At 65.5% G+C, this 18,084-nt stretch carries 18 protein-coding genes; 14 read left to right on the plus strand and 4 right to left on the minus strand.

Going from position 1 to position 18,084, the window contains the following annotated elements:
* Positions 1 to 39 precede the first annotated feature (39 nt).
* Complete coding sequence (locus HK401_RS06020; protein WP_309135918.1) at positions 40 to 1,773, minus strand: 5'-3' exonuclease H3TH domain-containing protein; 1,734 nt, start codon at positions 1,771 to 1,773, stop codon at positions 40 to 42.
* Positions 1,774 to 1,836: 63 nt separating this feature from the next.
* Here HK401_RS06020 and HK401_RS06025 point away from each other — a divergent pair, with 63 nt between their 5' ends.
* Together HK401_RS06025 and HK401_RS06030 are read left to right on the plus strand one after the other, a co-directional pair.
* Entirely contained in the window at positions 1,837 to 2,757 is a 921-nt protein-coding gene (locus tag HK401_RS06025) for an amidohydrolase family protein (protein ID WP_181273864.1), read from the plus strand.
* Positions 2,758 to 3,032: 275 nt separating this feature from the next.
* Positions 3,033 to 3,788, plus strand: a complete 756-nt coding sequence (locus tag HK401_RS06030; RefSeq protein WP_181273742.1) for a polyprenol monophosphomannose synthase — start codon at positions 3,033 to 3,035, stop codon at positions 3,786 to 3,788.
* Positions 3,789 to 4,127: 339 nt separating this feature from the next.
* Here the strand turns inward: HK401_RS06030 and HK401_RS06035 are convergent, their stop codons facing one another.
* A complete protein-coding gene (locus HK401_RS06035) occupies positions 4,128 to 4,469 on the minus strand; it encodes an RNA polymerase-binding protein RbpA (RefSeq protein ID WP_181273743.1) in 342 nt (113 codons plus the stop codon).
* Positions 4,470 to 4,531: 62 nt separating this feature from the next.
* The gene (locus HK401_RS06040) at positions 4,532 to 5,305 is read right to left on the minus strand and encodes a glycerophosphodiester phosphodiesterase family protein (protein ID WP_181273744.1); all 774 of its coding nucleotides are present in this window, start codon (positions 5,303 to 5,305) and stop codon (positions 4,532 to 4,534) included.
* A 55-nt stretch (positions 5,306 to 5,360) separates the two neighbouring features.
* On the opposite strand from HK401_RS06040, the gene HK401_RS06045 reads away from it, so the two are divergent.
* Both HK401_RS06045 and HK401_RS06050 read left to right on the plus strand, forming a co-directional pair.
* Positions 5,361 to 5,684: a hypothetical protein gene (locus HK401_RS06045; protein ID WP_181273745.1), complete on the plus strand. Its 324-nt coding sequence runs from the start codon at positions 5,361 to 5,363 to the stop codon at positions 5,682 to 5,684.
* 215 nt (positions 5,685 to 5,899) lie between these two features.
* The gene (locus HK401_RS06050) at positions 5,900 to 6,637 is read left to right on the plus strand and encodes a septal ring lytic transglycosylase RlpA family protein (RefSeq protein ID WP_309135919.1); all 738 of its coding nucleotides are present in this window, start codon (positions 5,900 to 5,902) and stop codon (positions 6,635 to 6,637) included.
* Between the two features lie 2 nt (positions 6,638 to 6,639).
* On the opposite strand, the gene HK401_RS06055 is transcribed toward HK401_RS06050, so the two are convergent.
* A complete protein-coding gene (locus HK401_RS06055; protein ID WP_181273746.1) occupies positions 6,640 to 7,608 on the minus strand; it encodes a helix-turn-helix transcriptional regulator in 969 nt (322 codons plus the stop codon).
* A gap of 63 nt (positions 7,609 to 7,671) precedes the next feature.
* On the opposite strand from HK401_RS06055, the gene HK401_RS06060 reads away from it, so the two are divergent.
* The 10 genes from HK401_RS06060 to HK401_RS06105 all read left to right on the plus strand — a co-directional run bounded on the left by HK401_RS06060 (position 7,672) and on the right by HK401_RS06105 (position 18,079).
* Positions 7,672 to 8,670: an SDR family oxidoreductase gene (locus HK401_RS06060; protein ID WP_181273747.1), complete on the plus strand. Its 999-nt coding sequence runs from the start codon at positions 7,672 to 7,674 to the stop codon at positions 8,668 to 8,670.
* 104 nt (positions 8,671 to 8,774) lie between these two features.
* Positions 8,775 to 10,133, plus strand: a complete 1,359-nt coding sequence (locus tag HK401_RS06065) for a flavin monoamine oxidase family protein (protein ID WP_181273748.1) — start codon at positions 8,775 to 8,777, stop codon at positions 10,131 to 10,133.
* A gap of 2 nt (positions 10,134 to 10,135) precedes the next feature.
* Positions 10,136 to 11,659, plus strand: coding sequence for an APC family permease (locus tag HK401_RS06070; RefSeq protein WP_181273749.1), 1,524 nt, complete (start codon positions 10,136 to 10,138; stop codon positions 11,657 to 11,659).
* Positions 11,656 to 12,063, plus strand: coding sequence for a helix-turn-helix transcriptional regulator (locus tag HK401_RS06075; RefSeq protein ID WP_181273750.1), 408 nt, complete (start codon positions 11,656 to 11,658; stop codon positions 12,061 to 12,063). Before HK401_RS06070 ends, HK401_RS06075 begins: the two co-directional genes overlap by 4 nt.
* 19 nt (positions 12,064 to 12,082) lie before the next feature.
* Complete coding sequence (locus HK401_RS06080; RefSeq protein ID WP_181273751.1) at positions 12,083 to 12,493, plus strand: VOC family protein; 411 nt, start codon at positions 12,083 to 12,085, stop codon at positions 12,491 to 12,493.
* A gap of 4 nt (positions 12,494 to 12,497) precedes the next feature.
* Entirely contained in the window at positions 12,498 to 14,873 is a 2,376-nt protein-coding gene (locus tag HK401_RS06085) for an ATP-binding cassette domain-containing protein (RefSeq protein WP_181273752.1), read from the plus strand.
* A 153-nt stretch (positions 14,874 to 15,026) separates the two neighbouring features.
* Positions 15,027 to 15,479 (plus strand): transglycosylase family protein, encoded by a 453-nt coding sequence (locus HK401_RS21005; RefSeq protein WP_281412379.1) that lies wholly within the window; start codon positions 15,027 to 15,029, stop codon positions 15,477 to 15,479.
* Positions 15,480 to 15,801: 322 nt separating this feature from the next.
* Entirely contained in the window at positions 15,802 to 16,233 is a 432-nt protein-coding gene (locus HK401_RS06095; RefSeq protein ID WP_181273753.1) for a DUF1801 domain-containing protein, read from the plus strand.
* A gap of 112 nt (positions 16,234 to 16,345) precedes the next feature.
* A complete protein-coding gene (locus tag HK401_RS06100) occupies positions 16,346 to 16,855 on the plus strand; it encodes a hotdog fold domain-containing protein (RefSeq protein WP_258234014.1) in 510 nt (169 codons plus the stop codon).
* 477 nt (positions 16,856 to 17,332) lie between these two features.
* Entirely contained in the window at positions 17,333 to 18,079 is a 747-nt protein-coding gene (locus tag HK401_RS06105) for a DUF5058 family protein (RefSeq protein WP_181273754.1), read from the plus strand.
* Positions 18,080 to 18,084 lie beyond the last annotated feature (5 nt).

The following is an 18,084-nucleotide window of genomic DNA, read 5'->3' on the forward strand; positions in this document are numbered from 1 at the left end:
CGTCCTTCGTCGTGTGTTCGTCGGTGTCGAGTCTATCGCTCAGGACATCGGCCACGAACCGTCGACGACCGCGTCGGCGTTGCCCTTCTTCCGCAGCCAGGACTGCAGTCCTGCGGCCTGTGAGCGTCTCCAGTCGCCCTGTGCGGCCATGATCTCGGCGTTGCTGAGTGCAGCGATTTCCGTGGACTTTTCTGCCAATGCTCGGGAAATGTCCAGCGCCGCCAGCGCGTCGGCCGAGGCGTCGTGCGCATCGAGGAGCTCGACCCGATAGGTCTTCGCGGTCTCGATCAGCGTCCTCTTGCCGCGGCGGTAGGGATCGATCTGCTTGTCGACGACGAAGGTGTCGATGATCGTGGGGATGATGGACGGGAAGTCGATATCGGGGCGGTGGCGAGCCACCTCGGCGGCCATGACGGACAGATCGTAGACGACATTGTGGCCGACGACGACGGCATCCTCGTCGCGGAGGGCGGCGAAGGTCGCACACAGCTCAGTGACGACATCAACCGCGCGTGCGCCGTTGGCCTGGGCATATTCGGTGGTGATTCCGTGCACGGCGCGGGCGGCCTCGGGGATCTCGATGCCGGGATCGGCCAGCCAGGTTCGCACCTCACTGGCCGAATCGACGAACGCGGCGGTGACGATGCGCGCCGTCTCCGGTTCGACGCCGGTCGTCTCGAGGTCGAAGCCGACGAGGCGCGAACGGATCCACGGCGCCGCGACGGACGAATCGGCTGTGCTGGTCGAACCGTTGGCGTCGGTGACGCCTGACGACCGCGAGCCCGCCGCGCCGGTCCGCGTCGATGCCGACACGCCTGAGGGCCCCGGCGCAGCCGCAGCGGCCGGGGCGGGCCGGGAGCGGGCGACGGATTCGAGCGCTGAGATGAGATTGTCGACGGAGCGGCGGATGTTCTGTCCTGATGCTGCCGCGTCGAGCGCTGCGAGGTCGGCGGTATACGGGATCGAGTTGAGGTCGATTCCGTGATCGACATCGGTCAGGCACCGCATGACCTCGAGGGTCTTGTGCAGCGTGTCCTCGACCTCGATGATGGTGGCCGCACGCTTCGGGCTCAGGCCGCCGGTCTTGACCCCGGACTTCGCGGCTCTGATGATCGAGTCGAGGGAGCCGAAGTTCTCCAGCAGCGTTGCGGCCGTCTTCTCGCCGATTCCCGGAGCCCCGGGCAGACCGTCCGAGGGATCGCCGCGCAGTGCCGCCAGCTCGCGGTAGCGGGTGCCGTCGGGCACGCCGTAGGCCGCCGGCAGGTCGGCTTCGGACAGGGCCTCCCATTCTCCTCCCTTGCGCGGGCGCAGAACGCTGACATCACTGTCGGAGTCCAGCAGCGCGAGAAGATCACGGTCGGGGGAGACGATGACGACGGGGGAGCGGGACTCGGCGGCCATCGTGGCGATGACGTCATCGGCCTCCGTCCCGGCCACCTCGGCGATGGGAATCCCTGCGGCGGTGAGGACGCGGTATAAGATCGGCAGCTGGCCGGCGAGCTCGGGCGGGATCTCCGTGCCGGCGTCTTCGTCCTTGACGCGGGCGGCCTTGTATTCAGGCATGATCGCGGTGCGGAAGGCCGGGCGCCAGTCCGCATCCATCGTCGCCACCACCCGTGCGGAATCGAAGCGGCGGATCATCTGCGCCACCGTGTCGACGACCCCGCGGACGGCGTTGACGGGCTGACCGTCGTCGTTGACGATCGAATCCGGAACCGAATAGAAGGCGCGGTAGTACAGGGCGGGCGTATCGAGCAGAACCAAAGGCTTCACAATCGATGACGATACCCGACGGATCTGACACAGGGGGAGCGGTGTAGCCTGTCGGCTGTGACTATGTACTTTGGTGGAGACGTATACAGCAGTGCCGACCCTTTCGCGACGGCGCTCGGACACACGGACGGAAAGGTCTCGTTCATCGGGTCCGACGAAGCGGCGAAGGCCCTCGACCCCGAGGCGATCAACCTCGCCGAGGACTTCCTCACGCCGGGAATCGTCCTCGCCGGACTCGTCCTCGATGCGGATACGGCATCGGCGCAGCGACTGCACGATCAGGGATACACGCACGTCCATGCGCTCGGCACCGCCGAGGCGATCGCCCGGTTCGCTGCGGACGCTCCGCAGGGATTGTTGATCGTCGACTACCCCGAGCTGAGTTCCGACTCCTCGGTGCGGGCCTCGACGACGGCGGCGGACTTCCTCGCGCTCGAGACCCTGCCGGAGACGCAGCTGTTCGTCCTCGTCGACTCGAACGAACGCCTCGGCGCGGTGCTGGAGCGCCTGCGCACCGACGCCGCCCACGCGCAGCGACACGGCTACCGGCTGCTGCTGGGCTTCTCCATCGACGAGGGACACGTCGAAGCACTCGGCCGCAGCGGGGTCGCGATCACGCTCGACCCCGCACTGCCGCAACCGCTCTCCCAGCTGCTGGTCGCGGGTGCCCAGGTCTCGTTCAGCCATTCGCAGTCTTCGCCGTGGGCGACGGTGCGCTCGGCCGTCGTCGGTGAGAACGGCATCGGCGCGCGTGCCGCTTTCAATGCGACCACCCGCTTCGCTCATCGCGCTGCCGGCAACCCGGACGGCGGAGTGCTCGTCCCGGGAGCTGATGCGGACATCGTCCGCTGGAGGGTTGAGAGGCTCGTCGTCCAGGTCGCCGATCCTCGCGTCGCAGCGTGGAGCACAGACCCTCGGTCGGGCACCCCGGGCCTGCCGGAACTGGCTCCGGATGTGCCGTTGCCCACCCGCATCGCACTCTGAGCATCCGCGGTCTCCGCCTGAGTCCAGGCGACACGCCGAGCGGCGGAAGAAACTTTCTGCCGAACACGCGCCGCTGACCTGCAGATTCAGGTATCGTTGCTGGTCACAGCGATTTTGCAAAGTCGCCGTGGCCCACTAGATTCGTGGTGAACATTCCGCACAGGTGGGATGGAGTCGGCACTCCCGTCATTAGATAACTCGCTGCTTCGGCGGCGTGGTCCGAAGGCGGGGGTGTCGACTCATTGTTTCCCAAGCGAACGCGTATCGTGGAGTCCGTGCTTTCCAAGATCCTCGTCGTCATCCCCACATTCAACGAACGTCTCGCCTTGCCCGTGACCTTGTCCGGGCTGTTCGAAGCGCAGCCGGAGGTCGACGTCCTCATCGTCGATGACGGCTCACCCGACGGTACGGGGGAGTGGGCCGAAGAACAGGCCCGGTCCGATTCACGCATCCACGTCCTCCACCGGAGTGAGAAGTCCGGTCTCGGCATGGCCTACATCGCCGGCTTCGATTGGGCGCTCGAGCGCGACTACGAGATCATCTGCGAATTCGACGCCGACGGATCCCACCGTGCGCTCGATCTCGGGCAGCTGCTCGATGTCGCCCGGTCGGGGCGGGCCGACCTCGTCATCGGCTCGAGGTGGGTACCCGGAGGTGAGATCGTCGACTGGCCGAAGTCGCGGTTCTTCCTCTCCCGTGGCGCGAACGTCTATGTCAACGCGGTCATGGGTCTCGGCGTCCGGGACGCGACCGCAGGATTCCGCGCCTATACTCGTCCCGTCCTGGAAACGCTCGACCTCTCCGGCGTGCAATCGCAGGGCTACTGCTTCCAGATCGATATGACCTACCGCACCGTCGAGGCCGGTTTCCGCATCGCCGAGGTGCCCATCGTCTTCGTCGAGCGTGAGCTCGGTGAGTCGAAGATGAGCGGATCGATCATCTCCGAGGCGTTCACGAAGGTCGCCGGCTGGGGGCTGACGCGGCGGCGCGATCAGCTGCGACGACTCTTCGGCCGCTCGAAGCTCGCTTGAGCAGTGCTGTGACAGTGCTGTGACGCACCGGACCTTCGGGCCGACACTCACCTCAATCAAGGCGGCGCGCAGGTATCGATTGGCCCTCGGGTCGACAGACGCGCTCCGGCTTGAACGACGGGAGGACGCTCCTCGATCAAGGCCGCGCGCGGATGTCGAATGGCGCACCGATCGATAGACGCGCTACCGCTTGAACGGCGCTCACGCGCCTTCCGAAGAGTCGGCGCGAGCGTTCCGCACGGGTCGTGTGGGCGCCGGACAAGCATGGGAAAAGGGGAGCAGGTCAACGACCTGCACCCCCATCGTCTCTCCGGCGCGAGAGTTTCGCCGCCGGTCGGCTCAGCTCTGGGCCGGGACCTCACCGCGACGGATCGCGAGGCGCTCATCGAGGAGCACCTGGAGTTCGTCGAAGGACCGACGCTCAAGGAGCATGTCCCAGTGCGAGCGCACATGCTTGACGGGATCCCCGTCCGGTTCGTTGACACCGACGCGGACGCCGATGCCGTGAAGACCGGAGTCCCAGGTCGAGGGCACCTCGGCCTCGATCGAGAACGGCACCTTGAACCGGGTTCCGTCCTCGCACTCGAATTCGACCATCTGACGCGGTGCCGGCTCGACGCCCTCTTCGGTTTCGAGGCTGCGCGAGCCCAACTGTGTTCCGCGGAGACTGCGTTCGCTCATATCTAAGACCTTCCGACTCGACTGCACACCTTAGACGCAGTGCAACAGTCTACCGTGTCCGTCTATTCCCCGGTTCGAGGCGTCCGTGCCAGAACCTCGAGACCGATCGTCACATCGTCGGTGACGACGGCATCGACCCCGAGGGCGAACAGCGCCGCCATGTCTTCCGCATCGTTGATCGTCCACACATGCGCGAGCAGTCCGCTGGCATGGGCGCGGTCGACGAAGTCCCCGGTGACCACCGGAATCCCATTGAACCTCCGTGGCACCTGCAGGGCGTCGACGTCCGGCGGCAGCGGCACCGGCCCGTGGTCGGGCATCAGAGGCAGCCCGCCGAGGGCGAACAGAGCCGTCTCCGTCGTCCCCGTCGAGGTGCGCACTCCCGGCAGAGCCGTGCGCAGGCGGCGCAGGGTCGCGGAGTCGAACGAGGCGAGTCGGATCCGCTGACCGACCGAGAAGTTGTGGACGAAGCGGATCATCGGTCCGATGCTGTGCTCGGCCTTGACATCGATGTTCCACTCCACGGCGGGCAGCTCCTCGACGAGTTCCTCGAGGCGGGGGAGACGACCCCCGGCGATGAGCTCGACGTCGTCGAGTTCGGCGGCGGGCAGCTCCCGGATGCTGTGCGGTCGTCCCGCGATGCGCGCGAGATCCGCATCGTGCGCAGCGAAGAGGACGCCGTCGGCCGATGCGTGGACGTCGGTCTCCATCCAGTGCACTCCGGCATCGGCGGCGGCGCGGAAGGCCTCGAGGGTGTTCTCGCTCATTCCCGCCCACAGTCCGCCACGGTGTGCGATGATGTCTGGGCCGGAAGTGACCTTCGGCTGGGAATTCATAGTCCGATCCTAGCCGGGTGTTGACCTGGCAGGCCGGGTCGTCAAGGATGGAGACATGAGTCCACACCGCGAACCCATCGAACCCGACGACGTCATCGACGCGACCGCGAAGACACCGACAGAGCGAGTCCGTCGCGCAGCCGGTCGTGCCTATGGTGCGGCGAGCAGCGGGGTGAAGAACGTGCGCGAGGCGACCTCATCGCAGCGTCTCATCGAGAGCGCGGAGTCCACCGTGAACAAGGCGCTCGGTTCCGTATCCCATGCGATCGACGATGCCGTGCGCAGCGGGAAGGTCGAAAGGGCCTTCGACAAGGCGCAGGAGACCGTGACCTCCGGAGCCGATAACGTGCGCAGGCTCATCACCCGGAAGGAACGCTGAACCGAAGCACGGTGAGCAGCCTCTCATCTCTGCGGCACGCCGAAACGGTGTGCCGCATTGCATTTGTAACAGTTCCTTAATTAGAATGCTTTGAGATAACGATCCGATAACTTGATCCGTCAACTCGGTGTCCCTGCTCGCCAGCAGTGCTGCGACGAGGCTTCCCCGCAATTCCGAGTTCGCGAGACACTCTCAGACGACGAGGAACATCACCAGTGGGCAGACACTCAGCACCGAGCACCAAGCGGAGCGGTTCGATCTTCTCGGCACTGACCGCGAAGAAGAAGTCCGGTCGGCATTCGCCGCAGACCGGTCAGAACACCGCCGGGGGAGTGCTCGCAGCTGTGCGCACCCGTCCCGTGCTCTCAGCCTTCATCGTCCCGACCGCCGCCACCGCGGCCGTCGTCGCCTCGAGCCTGGCCATGGTGCCCAACGATTCCACGTCGAACGGCGAAGTCGTCGCCGAGTCGCCAGCAGTCTCCGCCGTCACACCGACCACGGCCACCGACGATGCTCTGGCCAAGGCGAAGAAGCAGGCCAAGGAGAAGCCGGAAGAACTCTCGATCGAAGCGAAGACGGAGACTCCGAGCCCTAAGCCGACGTCGGAGAAGACCCCTGAGGAGTCATCCGGCGGAGAATCCGGAGGCTCGTCCTCGGGCGAATCCGGCAGCTGCCCGATGTCCTACTACGGCGGCGGGGACGGATTCGACGGGAAGAAGACTGCCAACGGCGAGAGCTTCGATACGAACAAGCTCACCGCCGCGAACAAAACTCTGCCCTTCGGGTCGAAGGTGAAGATCACGAACACCGCGAACGGCAAGTCGGTGACCGTGCGCGTCAATGATCGCGGCCCCTACCACGGCAACCGCTGCTTCGACCTGTCCAAGGCCGCCATGGAGGCCGTCGGCGGAGTCGGCGCCGGACAGATCAACGGCAAGTACGAAGTCCAGTGATCTCAGCAGCCCGATGATCGCAGGTCTCTGACCGGCCACCGATTGCTCTCCGCCGCGGCCACCGCACGATCGTGCAGGTCGCGACGGATGTGCATCGGGGAGACGACGGTGAGGTCGGGAACGGTGATGAGCTGGCTCACGGCCACCTCGGCGGGTTCCATCGGCAGGTCCACCTCAACGATGCCGACGCTCACCGAGGCGTGCGCCAGCGCCGCCTCGGTGACTCTGCCGGGCACGGCCCGCAGCAGATCATCGGTGCGGGCCAGAGGCAGCCGTAACCGGACGTCGAGCGTGCGCATCGAACGGTCGAACTCCTCCTGGGAGGTCTCCCAGTACTCACCGAGGCGGAACCGAACCGGGGCACCGACCCGCAGATACCGCGGTACTGCCGACAGGATGCGCGCGACTCGGTAGGTCCGGGGTCGGCCTCCCGGCGGCTGCGCCGCGAGATACCAGCGACCGGCCTTGATGACGAGACCGAGCGGAATGAGCGTCCGCGGACGAGTCTCTCCTTTCCGTTCATAGACGATGCGCAGACCCCGGGCGGTGCGCAGGGCCGTGACGATCGTGCTCAGAGCGTGCGGGTCCTCCCGCGCCATGAACCAGTCGGGTCCATCGACGAGGATGTGCCGGGAGAACGCCGAGGCTGTCTCGGCGACGATCTTCTCCCGTGCCGATGCGAGTTCGGCGGAGAGCCCGAGATCCCCTGCCGCGGGGGATCCGACGAGCACCGAATCCACCTCATCCCGGGTCAGCCCCGTCAAAGGTGAGGTCCAATCGCCGATCAGGCGGATTCCGCCGCCCGGACCCGACTGGGTGAGAACCCGCACGCCCATGAGCGACAGATCGGTCAGGTCTCGGTACACGGTGCGCTCGGTGACCTCGAGACGCCGGGCGAGATCCGCGGCGGTGATCGGACGCGTGCGCGCTGCCAGCAGGACGATCTCCGAAACGAGCCGCGCTGACTTCATGGTGCCAAGACTAATCCCCATCACTGACACTGGCTGTCAGCGATCGCCACCGAGACTGAAGCCATGACCCATCACGACACAGAGATCACCGATCACAGCACAGAGACCACACCTACCGATCGCTTCGCCCCCTTCGCCGAACAGGCCCTGGCTGGACGCATCGCCCTCGTCGCCGGGGCCACCCGAGGCGCCGGGCGTGCCATCGCCCGCGACCTCGCACGCGCCGGCGCCTACGTCCACTGCACCGGACGATCGACAGCAGGGCAGCCCTCCGACTACGGGCGAGATGAGACCATCGAAGGCACCGTCTCGCTCATCACCGCCGAGGGCGGTCAGGCCGTATCCCATATCTGCGACCACCTCGACCCAGTACAGATCGCCGAGGTGGTTCGTCGCATCGAGGATGCACATGGTCGCCTCGACATCCTCGTCAATGACATCGGGGGAGAGGCCTACGTCGATTGGGGCACTCCGTTCTGGCAGACCGATCGTGAGACCGAGATGCGCATCGTGCGCGCCGGTCTGCTCACCCACCTGTACACCGCTCATGCCGCACTGCCGCTGCTCAGCCGCACCAAAGGCGGGCTCCATGTCGAGATCACCGATGGCACAGCGGCCTACAACGCCATCCACTACCGAGAGAACATCTTCCTCGACCTCACGAAGACCGCGGTCAGCCGCCTGGCATTCGGCCTCGGCCACGAACTCGACACGGTCGGGGCCACAGCGGTCGCCCTCACGCCCGGATGGCTGCGCTCGGAGATGATGCTCGACCTCTTCGACACAGACGAAGACAACTGGATGCGCGACTCGCTCGACGAGAATCGAAGCGAACCGCCGCGTGACTTCGCGATCTCCGAGACTCCCCATCTGCTCGGTCGTTCCGTCGTGGCGCTGGCCGCCGACCCCGACCGACATCGGTTCAACACCACCACGCAGGACACCCACAGTCTGGCCACCCACTACGGATTCAACGATCTCGACGGGTCGCGCCCGAATTCGTGGAGCTTCATCGCCGCCCTGGAGGATGACCCTGCGGCGGATGCGCGCGCGTTCCGCTGACCGACCCTTCCGATGCGGAATCCGCATTCGACGAATCCGCCTTGGCAGGCGCCCGTCACGTGGCTAGTCTGAAGCCACCGCTGTCGCTTCAGAAGGAGATCGCCATGTCCGCAGAAACCTGTGACGTCGTCGTCATCGGAGCCGGCCCCTCCGGCCTGAGCGCGGCCCGCCGGCTGCGAGCCGAGGGCAGGGAGGTCATCGTTCTCGAAGCCCGCGACCGTGTCGGCGGCCGCACCTGGACGGAACACATCGACGGTCAGATGTACGAACTCGGCGGTCAGTGGATCTCTCCGGACCAAACGGCTCTGCTCGGCCTCGTCGACGAACTCGGCAAGGAGACCTACCCGCGGTATCGGGAGGGCAAGAGTGTCTACATCGCCCCGGACGGAACCCGTACGGTCTATGACGGCGACATGTTCCCCGTGGGGGAGTCGACCCAGGCGGAGATGGAGCGACTCATCGGCCTCCTCGATGAGCTCGCCGCACGCATCGGCGCGGCAGCGCCCTGGGATGCCGCCGATGCCGCCGAACTCGATTCGGTGTCCTTCCACCACTGGCTGAGGCAGCAGTCCGCTGACGAACTCGCCTGCGAGAACATCGGCCTGTTCATCGCCGGCGGGATGCTCACCAAGCCCGCCACGACGTTCTCCGCACTGCAGGCGATCCTCATGGCCGCCTCGGCGGGATCGTTCACCCACCTCGTCGATGATCACTTCATCCTCGACCGCCGCGTCGTCGGCGGGATGCAGTCGGTGTCCGTGCAGATGGCCGAGGAGCTCGGAGACGATGTCGTCCGCCTCGGACAGCCGGTGCGCAGCATCGCGTGGTCCGACGAGGGCGTGCAGGTGAGCACCGATGCCCTCAGCGTCCGTGCCGACCGAGCGATCCTCGCGGTGCCGCCGAACCTCTACTCGCGCATCAGCTACGATCCGCCGCTGCCCCGTCTGCAGCAGATCTTCCACCAGCACCAGTCGATGGGTCTGGTCATCAAGGTCCATGCCACCTACGACACGCCGTTCTGGCGCGAGGACGGACTCTGCGGCACGGGGTTCGGAGCCTCACGCCTCGTCCAGGAGGTCTACGACAACACGAACCACGGGGAAGAGCAGGGCACCCTCGTCGGGTTCATCTCCGACGTCAACGCCGATGCGATGTGGGCACTCGACGAAGAGACCCGACGGAGGCGCATCCTCGAGGCCCTCGCCGAATTCCTCGGCCCCAAGGCACTCGACCCGCGCGTCTTCTACCTCTCCGACTTCGGTGCCGAGGAATGGACCCGCGGAGCCTATGCGACGAGCTACGACCTCGGCGGGCTGTCTCGCTGGGGACGGTTCCAGAACGACCCCGTCGGTCCGCTGCACTTCGCGAGTTCGGACATCGCCGCGGCGGGCTATCAGCACGTCGACGGCGCGGTGAGGATCGGCACCGCCACAGCCGCGGCGATCCTCGGCGAAACCTCCTGACCATGGACGGCACACCGCAGTCAGCGTCGACGACCGCCGGGGGCCTGAGTTCGAAGGGACTCTCCGCCGGAAAGATCGGTGCGATCGGGGGAGCCGTCATCGGCATCTCCTGCATCGCACCGGCCTATACGCTCACCTCGGGGCTGGGACCGACGATCTCCGAGGTCGGTGTGCACACCCCGGCGATCCTGCTCATCGGCTTCGTGCCGATGCTCCTCGTCGTCTTCGGCTACCGGGAGCTGAATACGTCGATGCCCGACTCGGGTACGACGTTCACATGGGCCACCCGCGCCTTCGGTCCATGGCTGGGCTGGATGGGCGGCTGGGGGCTCGTCGCCGCCACCGTCCTCGTGCTCTCGAACCTCGCGGCAGTGGCCGTGGACTTCCTGTTCCTGCTGCTCTCGCAGATCGTCGGGGACCCGCAGATCGCCGAACTCACCCGTGTCCTGTGGATCAACATCCCCGTCACCGTGCTGCTCACCGCGGCCGCAGCGTGGATCTCCTATCGAGGCGTCGAGGCGACCGAGAAGCTGCAGGTGTGGCTCGTGGCCTTCCAGGTCCTCGCTCTGGGCTGGTTCGTCATCGCCGCACTCGTCCAGGTCGGCGGCGGCACCGCCTTCGACCCGACTCCGGTCTCTCTCGACTGGTTCAACCCGCTGACCGCCGGCGACTTCTCCACCGTCGCGGCCGCCGTGTCCCTGTCGATCTTCCTGTTCTGGGGATGGGACACGGTGATCACGATGAACGAGGAGGCCAAGGACCCGGAGAAGACGCCCGGCCGGGCCGCCATGCTCACGATCCTCGCGATCGTCATCATCTACCTCGCATGCACCGTCGCCGTCATCTCGTTCGCCGGAGTCGGCACCGAAGGACTCGGCGCCGGCAACCCGGACAACCAGGAATCGATCTTCGCGGCGCTGGCCACCCCTGTGATGGGCCCGTTCGCGGTGCTCGTCTCGATCGCAGTGCTTTCGTCCTCCCTGTCCTCGCTGCAGGCGACGATGGTCTCACCTTCGCGCACGATCCTCGCGATGGGCCATTACGGCGCCCTGCCGGAGAAGTACGGTCGGATCTCGCGTCGGTACAAGTCGCCCTCGGTGGCCACCATCACCTCGGCGGCGGCCGCGATCATCTTCTACGTCGTCATGCGGCTGCTGTCGGAGAACGCCCTGTGGGACACGATCACCGCACTGGGTCTCATGGTCTGCTTCTACTACGGCATCACCGGCCTGGCGTGCATCTGGTACTTCCGACGCTCCCTGTTCGACTCGGCCCGCACCGTGTTCTTCCGGTTCCTGTTCCCGCTCATCGGGGGAGTGACCCTCCTCGTCATCTTCGTCACCACCGCGATCGACTCCCTCGACCCCGCCTACGGTTCCGGTTCGTCGGTGTTCGGCATCGGACTCGTCTTCGTCCTCGGAATCGGGGTGCTCCTCCTCGGTGTGGTCATCATGATCGTCCAATCGTTCCGCCACCCGGCGTTCTTCCGCGGTGAGACCCTGCGCCAGGGCGTCCACGGCGAATGAGGCAGCAGCTGACGGCCCTGCGACGGGTCCGTGATCGCATCGACAGGGAATTCGACCGCCCGTTGAGCGTCGAATCCCTCGCTGCCGGCGAGTTCATGTCCGCCGGCCATCTCAGCCGCGGATTCAAGGCAGCGTACGGCGAATCTCCCTACTCCTACCTCATGACCCGTCGGATCGAGAGGGCGATGGCGCTGATCAGGCGCGGTGATCTCTCGATCACCGACATCTGCTTCACCGTCGGATTCTCGTCCCTGGGCACCTTCAGCACCCGTTTCAGCGAACTCGTCGGCTGTTCACCAAGGGCCTACCGCGACTCCGCCGTCGCAGGTCAGCATCGGCTGCCGACGATCGTGGTGAAGAATGCGCTGCGACCGGTCAGGAATCGAGAAGTCCCACCCGCCTGAGCCGTCTACGATTGCTCACATGAATATCTCGATCAACGCCAGTTTCCTGCCCCATGTCGATCCCGAGGAGTCCCTGACCTTCTACCGCGATGTCCTCGGATTCGAACTCCGCCTCGACGTCGGTTCGGGTCAGATGCGCTGGCTCACCGTCGGTCCCGCCGACCAGCCGGACACCTCCATCGTGCTCACCCCCGCCGTCACCGACCCGACGATCAGTGAGACGGAGCGAGAGGTCATCGAGACGCTCATGGCCAAGGGCAGCTACGGCGCCATCGTCCTGGCCAGCCCCGATGTCGACGCAGTCTTCGCCGAGGTGGAGGCCACGGGAGCCGATATCGTGCAGGAGCCGATGGATCAGCCTTATGGACTGCGCGACTGCGCCCTGCGCGATCCTGCCGGGAACATGATCCGCATCCAGCAGAGAGGCTGAGCGCGTGCTCACAGCCGACAGCCACGACCTCATCCGCGTCAGCGGAGCGCGCGAGAACAACCTCAAGAACGTCTCCGTCGAGATCCCCAAACGTCGGCTGACCGTGTTCACCGGCGTGTCCGGTTCGGGCAAGAGCTCGCTCGTCTTCCACACCATCGCCGCGGAATCCCAGCGGATGATCAACGAGACCTATTCGGCGTTCGTCCAGGGCTTCATGCCTGCCATGGCCCGCCCCGAGGTCGACGTCCTCGAGGGGCTGACGACGGCCATCCTCGTCGACCAGGAGCGCATCGGAGCCAATCCGCGCTCGACGGTGGGCACGGTGTCCGACATCAACGCGAAGCTGCGCACCCTCTTCGCCCGCCTGGCCGAACCGAACCTCGGATCGTCGAACGCGTATTCGTTCAATGTCGCGACCGTGAGCGGCAGGGGCGCGGTGACGATCGACAAGGGCGAGGGCAAGCAGGTCGAGCGTCGGGAGTTCTCCGTCAACGGCGGCATGTGCCCGCACTGCGAAGGCATGGGCACGGCCACGGACATCGCCATCGCCGAGGTGGTCGACGAGTCGAAATCGCTCAACGACGGAGCCATCACGATCCCCGGGTACAAACCCGGCGGATGGTCGGTGCGCATGTTCTCCGAGTCCGGATACTTCGATCCCGACAAACCGGTCGCGGACTATTCGGAGCAGGAACGCCACTATCTGCTGCATGCCGAAGGGGAGAAGATTCGGATCAGCGGCACGAACTTCACCTTCGACGGACTCCTCCCGCGCATCCGCCGCTCGTTTCTGTCCAAGGACCGGGAGGCGATGCAGAAGCATATCCGCGAATTCGTCGACCGTGCCGTCGTCTACACGGTCTGCCCCGAGTGCCAGGGCACCCGTCTCAACGCCGCCGCCCGCTCCTCGCTGCTGGCCGGGAAGTCCATCGCCGAGGTGTGTGCCATGCAGATCTCGGACGTCCATGACTGGCTGGATCGGGTCGAGGCCCCCGCCGCCTCGGTGCTGCTGAGCAATCTGCGGGCCGATGTGCAGGCGTTCACCGACATCGGGCTCGGGTATCTCTCCCTCGACCGTTCGGCCGGATCGCTGTCCGGGGGAGAGGCGCAGCGGATCAAGCTCGTGCGCCACCTCGGATCCTCCCTGACCGATGTGACCTATGTCTTCGACGAACCGACGATCGGACTGCACCCGCACGACATCGAAGCGATGAACGATCTGCTCCTGGCGCTGCGCGACAAGGGCAACACGGTTCTCGTCGTCGAGCACAAACCCGAGACGATCCGCATCGCCGACCACGTCGTCGACCTCGGACCCGGAGCGGGCAGCAGCGGGGGAGAGGTGACCTTCACCGGCACCGTCGACGAGCTGCGCGAATCGGACACGCTCACCGGTCGACATCTCGGATACACCGCGGCGATCAAGGAGACAGTGCGCGAACCCGACGGTTCGTTCGAGATCAGGGGAGCATCGTCGCACAATCTCGACGACGTCGACGTCGACGTGCCGCTCGGTGTGCTCACCGTCATCACCGGCGTGGCGGGATCGGGCAAGAGCAGCCTCGTCGAAGGGTCGCTGCGTGGACGCGTTGGCGTGGTGACGATCGACCAGGCACCGATCAAGGGATCGAGACGCAGCAACCCGGCGACGTACACGGGCATGCTCGAACCCATCCGCAAGGCCTTCGCGAAGGCCAACGGAGTCAAGCCGGCCCTCTTCAGTGCGAACTCGGAGGGCGCCTGTCCGGGGTGCGGTGGGGCCGGAATCATCTATTCGGACATGGCGCTCATGGGTGGGGTCTCTGCTCCCTGCGACGAATGCGAGGGCAAGGGATTCCAGCCCGAGGTGCTCGAGTATCTGCTCGGCGGGCTGAATATCCGTGAGGTCCTCGACCTGCCGGTGACTGCGGCCATCGAGCATTTCGCGTCAGGAGCGTCTCGGATTCCCGCGGTCGTGAAGATCCTCACCATCCTCGCCGAGGTGGGGCTCGGCTATGTCAGCCTCGGACAGCCGTTGACGACGCTGTCCGGGGGAGAGCGACAGCGACTCAAACTCGCCGTTCACCTCTCGGCCAAGGCCGCCGATGCGGCTCAGATGATCATCCTCGACGAACCCACGACGGGTCTGCACCTCGCCGATGTCGACAACCTGCTGCGGCTGCTCGATCGGCTCGTCGACGCCGGTCGCAGCGTCATCGTCATCGAACACCACCAGGCGGTCATGGCACACGCCGACCACATCATCGACTTGGGTCCTGGAGCGGGACACGACGGCGGACGCATCGTCTTCACGGGCAGTCCGGCAGAACTCGTTGCAACGGCCCGTGAGCATGCAGCGGGTCTGACGGCACGGCACCTGGCGGCCTACGTAGGGCAGTGACACTCAGACTCCGTTGAGGCTGCACTGAGGCGATTCGGATGCGTCAGGAGCGGATAGAGGTTCACTCTCACTGCTGTATCCGTTACGGTGTATAACGGCTCGGTAACGGCCGGGTTACAGAATCGAAATGCAGTCGTACTTTGGAGATACACAGTGAACCTCTACAGCACAAGCCTTCGCAAGGTCGCCCTGCTCGTCGGTGCCGGCGCGGTCGCAGCCGCCGGAATGACCGGCATCAGCGCAGCGGCACCGGCACAGGCCGCCTCGGGAGGCGTCTGGGACAAGGTCGCCGAATGCGAATCCGGCGGTGACTGGCACATCAACACCGGCAACGGATACTACGGCGGCCTGCAGTTCTCCAAGCAGACCTGGAACGGCTTCGGCGGTTCGGGCACCGCCGACGAGCACAGCAAGAAGGAACAGATCCGCATCGCTCAGAAGGTCCTCAAGGAGCAGGGCCCGGGCGCATGGCCGACCTGCGGAAAGAAGGCCGGGCTGACGAAGTCCAACGGCGCTGCCGATGACGGCGGCGGCAAGAAGGATGACGGCGGTTCCAAGGGCAGCGGCAAGGTCGGCCTCGGCGGCAACGTCACCGTCGGCGGCTGATTCCGCTGCACCCAGCGTCACAGTTGCGTCCGTACGTCTCAGACGTTCGTCGACGACTCCACGGTGGCCGCGAACGATATGATGGTCGTTCGCGGCCACCGTTGTCTGTGTCATTCGTTACTGAGGGCGGATACGTTGGCAGGCAAGGTATGCACGCTTACTGCCTGCGCTTTGGGCGTAACGCCGATAATATACATTATGTTAAGTAAAAAACTGGGGACCGCTCCCCGCCGCTGTGCCCCCACCTCTGCGTCTAGGGTGGACACTGACGAAACGATGGCACCGACATGGATGTCACTTCGACAATGAATCAGGATGTGAAATGGCGCAGCGGACACCGGCGATGAGGCCGACCGGCGAGCAAGTCGCTGACATCCTCGACCGAGCCCAGGGCCCGCGACGCGCCGAAGCCGATGAGCTCGTCGACCTCATCGGTGACGTCTCCGGCGCACAGCCGGTCGTCTGGGCCTCACGGATCGTCGGCTTCGGCGAAGTCACCTACAGATACGCATCGGGCCACAGCGGAGCCATGCCGGTTTTAGCCTTCTCCCCCGCTGCGCGTCAGCACACGATCTACCTCACCAGCGACTTCGAGGGCCGCTGGCCCGATCTCGTGACGCGGCTGGGCGCCTACCGCAGCGGCAAGGCATGCCTGTATCTCACCCGTCTGGACAACGTCGACCGAGACGCACTACGCGAGCTGCTCGAGCGCACTCGGGACCATACCCTTGCCGAATGGGCCGACTGTGAGTGAGAACACCTGCCTGATAGAGTCTACTGAAAGGTAACTTAGCTCACAGAAGCGGCGGACGATCAGACCCATCCGACTGCATGGACGCCTGTCCGCCGCTCGGAAGGACACAACGATGACCACAGACTCCACACCGATCACAGCAATTCCCGGCAGCGGCAAGATCAACTCGTTGTGGAAGAAGCTGCAGGACAAACCCCTGGGCAAACGCCTGTTCACCCAGGCCGTGTGCTTCAAAGCTCCCTATTTCCGCACCGTCCACCCGCTCATCCACGAGATGCGCCCGGGCTACTGCCGCGCCAGTGCGCCGAATCGCCGTGGGGTGCGCAACCACCTCGGCACCTACCACGCAATCGCCTCGTGCAATATGGCAGAGATCGCCGGCGGCATGATGACCGAGGCCACGGTCCCCTCCACGCATCGCTGGATTCCTGCCGGAATGACCGTTGAATACAAGGCCAAGGCCACGACGAACGTCAGCGCGACTGCTCGTCTCGATGAGATCCCGACCTTCGGCGACGAGAAGTTCGACCTCGTCGTGCCCGTCGATGTCATCGATGCCGATGGCAACGTCTTCGTCACGGCGCACATCACCATGCACATCTCGAAGAAGAAGGCACGGTAATCCGCGCAGAGCCGGCGAGCGAAACGCAGAGCCTCTCAGCGACCGGAGATTCTGAACACGCGCTCCGCCGGTGACGTCGCAGAACCGTCGTCGGCCCGCGCAGGCACCGTCGCCTCGAGTTCGCACTCCCCCGCCGACGAGGTGGTTGATCAGCAATCGGTTCGTCCACTCCTTACACCCGCTGGCGGAGTCGAGGCCCTCGGTGCGCACACGCTTAAGCGCCGCGACCCATCATTCCTCTGCGCGGTCGAGGTGATCGTCGATGACGGGCTCCATGCTGGTGGTCTCCTTCAGGCCGGCTCATCGATTCCGCTCATGACGCTCATCGACTTCGCCGTTCTCGGCAATTGGGATCTCAGCCGCTTTCACTGTGATCCGCATCTCACTCGGGTTAGGTTACTAGAATACGCGCCACGGTACACGCACGTGTGAGTTCAGCGCGTCCCGCCCGACAACAGCCAAGTGAGGACCCCCGCCATGATGCTGACCAGCGGTTCAGCCGACTACATCGGACTCGCCAACACACCGATCCTGTGGATCCTGGCGTCGGCGGTGATGGGAGTCGTCGTCGTCCAATCCCTCATCTATATGAGTGCCGTCCGGAAGAACGCCGAATCCGCCGGTATGAGCCAGCAGGAGGTCCGGGCTGCCTTCCGCGCCGGCGGGGTCGCGGCGATCGGCCCCTCGCTGTCCGTCGTGCTCGTGGCGATCGCCCTGCTGCCGCTGTTCGGCACTCCCCCGGTCGTCGTCCGCGTCGGCCTCATCGGTTCGGCCGCCACCGAGGTGGCTTCCGCCTCGATCGCGGCTGGAACCATGGGAGCCAACCTCGGCGATGAGACGTTCACCCGCGGCGTCTTCATCGTCGCGCTCATGGCGATGAGCCTCTCGGGAGCAGGCTGGATGATCTGCACCCTCGTCCTCACCCCGATCTTCAAGCGCAGCTCCCACAAGCTCGAGAAGGTCAATCCCGCGCTCATGTCCATCATCCCCGGCGCCGCACTGCTCGCAGCCTTCGCGGCACTGACCTTCCGCGAACTCCCGAAATCGCCGACCCACGTCGTCGCCGTCGTCGCCTCCGCGATCACCATGACCATCTGCCTGTTCCTCGCGCAGAGGCTGAAGTTGCCCTGGCTGAAGGAATGGGGATTGGGGATCTCGCTGCTCGTCGGTCTCGTCGCCGCCTACTTCGCCCACTACGCCGGCCTCGGCGTCCCGGAAGCCTGAGGAGA

Source organism: Brevibacterium oceani (assembly GCF_013623835.1).
Classification (GTDB): domain Bacteria; phylum Actinomycetota; class Actinomycetes; order Actinomycetales; family Brevibacteriaceae; genus Brevibacterium; species Brevibacterium oceani.

Bases quoted from the DNA above. Each gene is read 5' to 3' on its own strand.
- HK401_RS06065 (WP_181273748.1), top strand. From the start codon at position 8,775: ATGTCCGCAGAAACCTGTGACGTCGTCGTCATCGGAGCCGGCCCCTCC.
- HK401_RS06075 (WP_181273750.1), top strand. From the start codon at position 11,656: ATGAGGCAGCAGCTGACGGCCCTGCGACGGGTCCGTGATCGCATCGAC.
- HK401_RS06045 (WP_181273745.1), top strand. From the start codon at position 5,361: ATGAGTCCACACCGCGAACCCATCGAACCCGACGACGTCATCGACGCG.
- HK401_RS06095 (WP_181273753.1), top strand. From the start codon at position 15,802: ATGGCGCAGCGGACACCGGCGATGAGGCCGACCGGCGAGCAAGTCGCT.
- HK401_RS06025 (WP_181273864.1), top strand. From the start codon at position 1,837: ATGTACTTTGGTGGAGACGTATACAGCAGTGCCGACCCTTTCGCGACG.
- HK401_RS06080 (WP_181273751.1), top strand. From the start codon at position 12,083: ATGAATATCTCGATCAACGCCAGTTTCCTGCCCCATGTCGATCCCGAG.
- HK401_RS06105 (WP_181273754.1), top strand. From the start codon at position 17,333: ATGATGCTGACCAGCGGTTCAGCCGACTACATCGGACTCGCCAACACA.
- HK401_RS06070 (WP_181273749.1), top strand. From the start codon at position 10,136: ATGGACGGCACACCGCAGTCAGCGTCGACGACCGCCGGGGGCCTGAGT.
- HK401_RS06055 (WP_181273746.1), bottom strand. From the start codon at position 7,608: ATGAAGTCAGCGCGGCTCGTTTCGGAGATCGTCCTGCTGGCAGCGCGC.
- HK401_RS06100 (WP_258234014.1), top strand. From the start codon at position 16,346: ATGACCACAGACTCCACACCGATCACAGCAATTCCCGGCAGCGGCAAG.
- HK401_RS06060 (WP_181273747.1), top strand. From the start codon at position 7,672: ATGACCCATCACGACACAGAGATCACCGATCACAGCACAGAGACCACA.
- HK401_RS06040 (WP_181273744.1), bottom strand. From the start codon at position 5,305: ATGAATTCCCAGCCGAAGGTCACTTCCGGCCCAGACATCATCGCACAC.
- HK401_RS06035 (WP_181273743.1), bottom strand. From the start codon at position 4,469: ATGAGCGAACGCAGTCTCCGCGGAACACAGTTGGGCTCGCGCAGCCTC.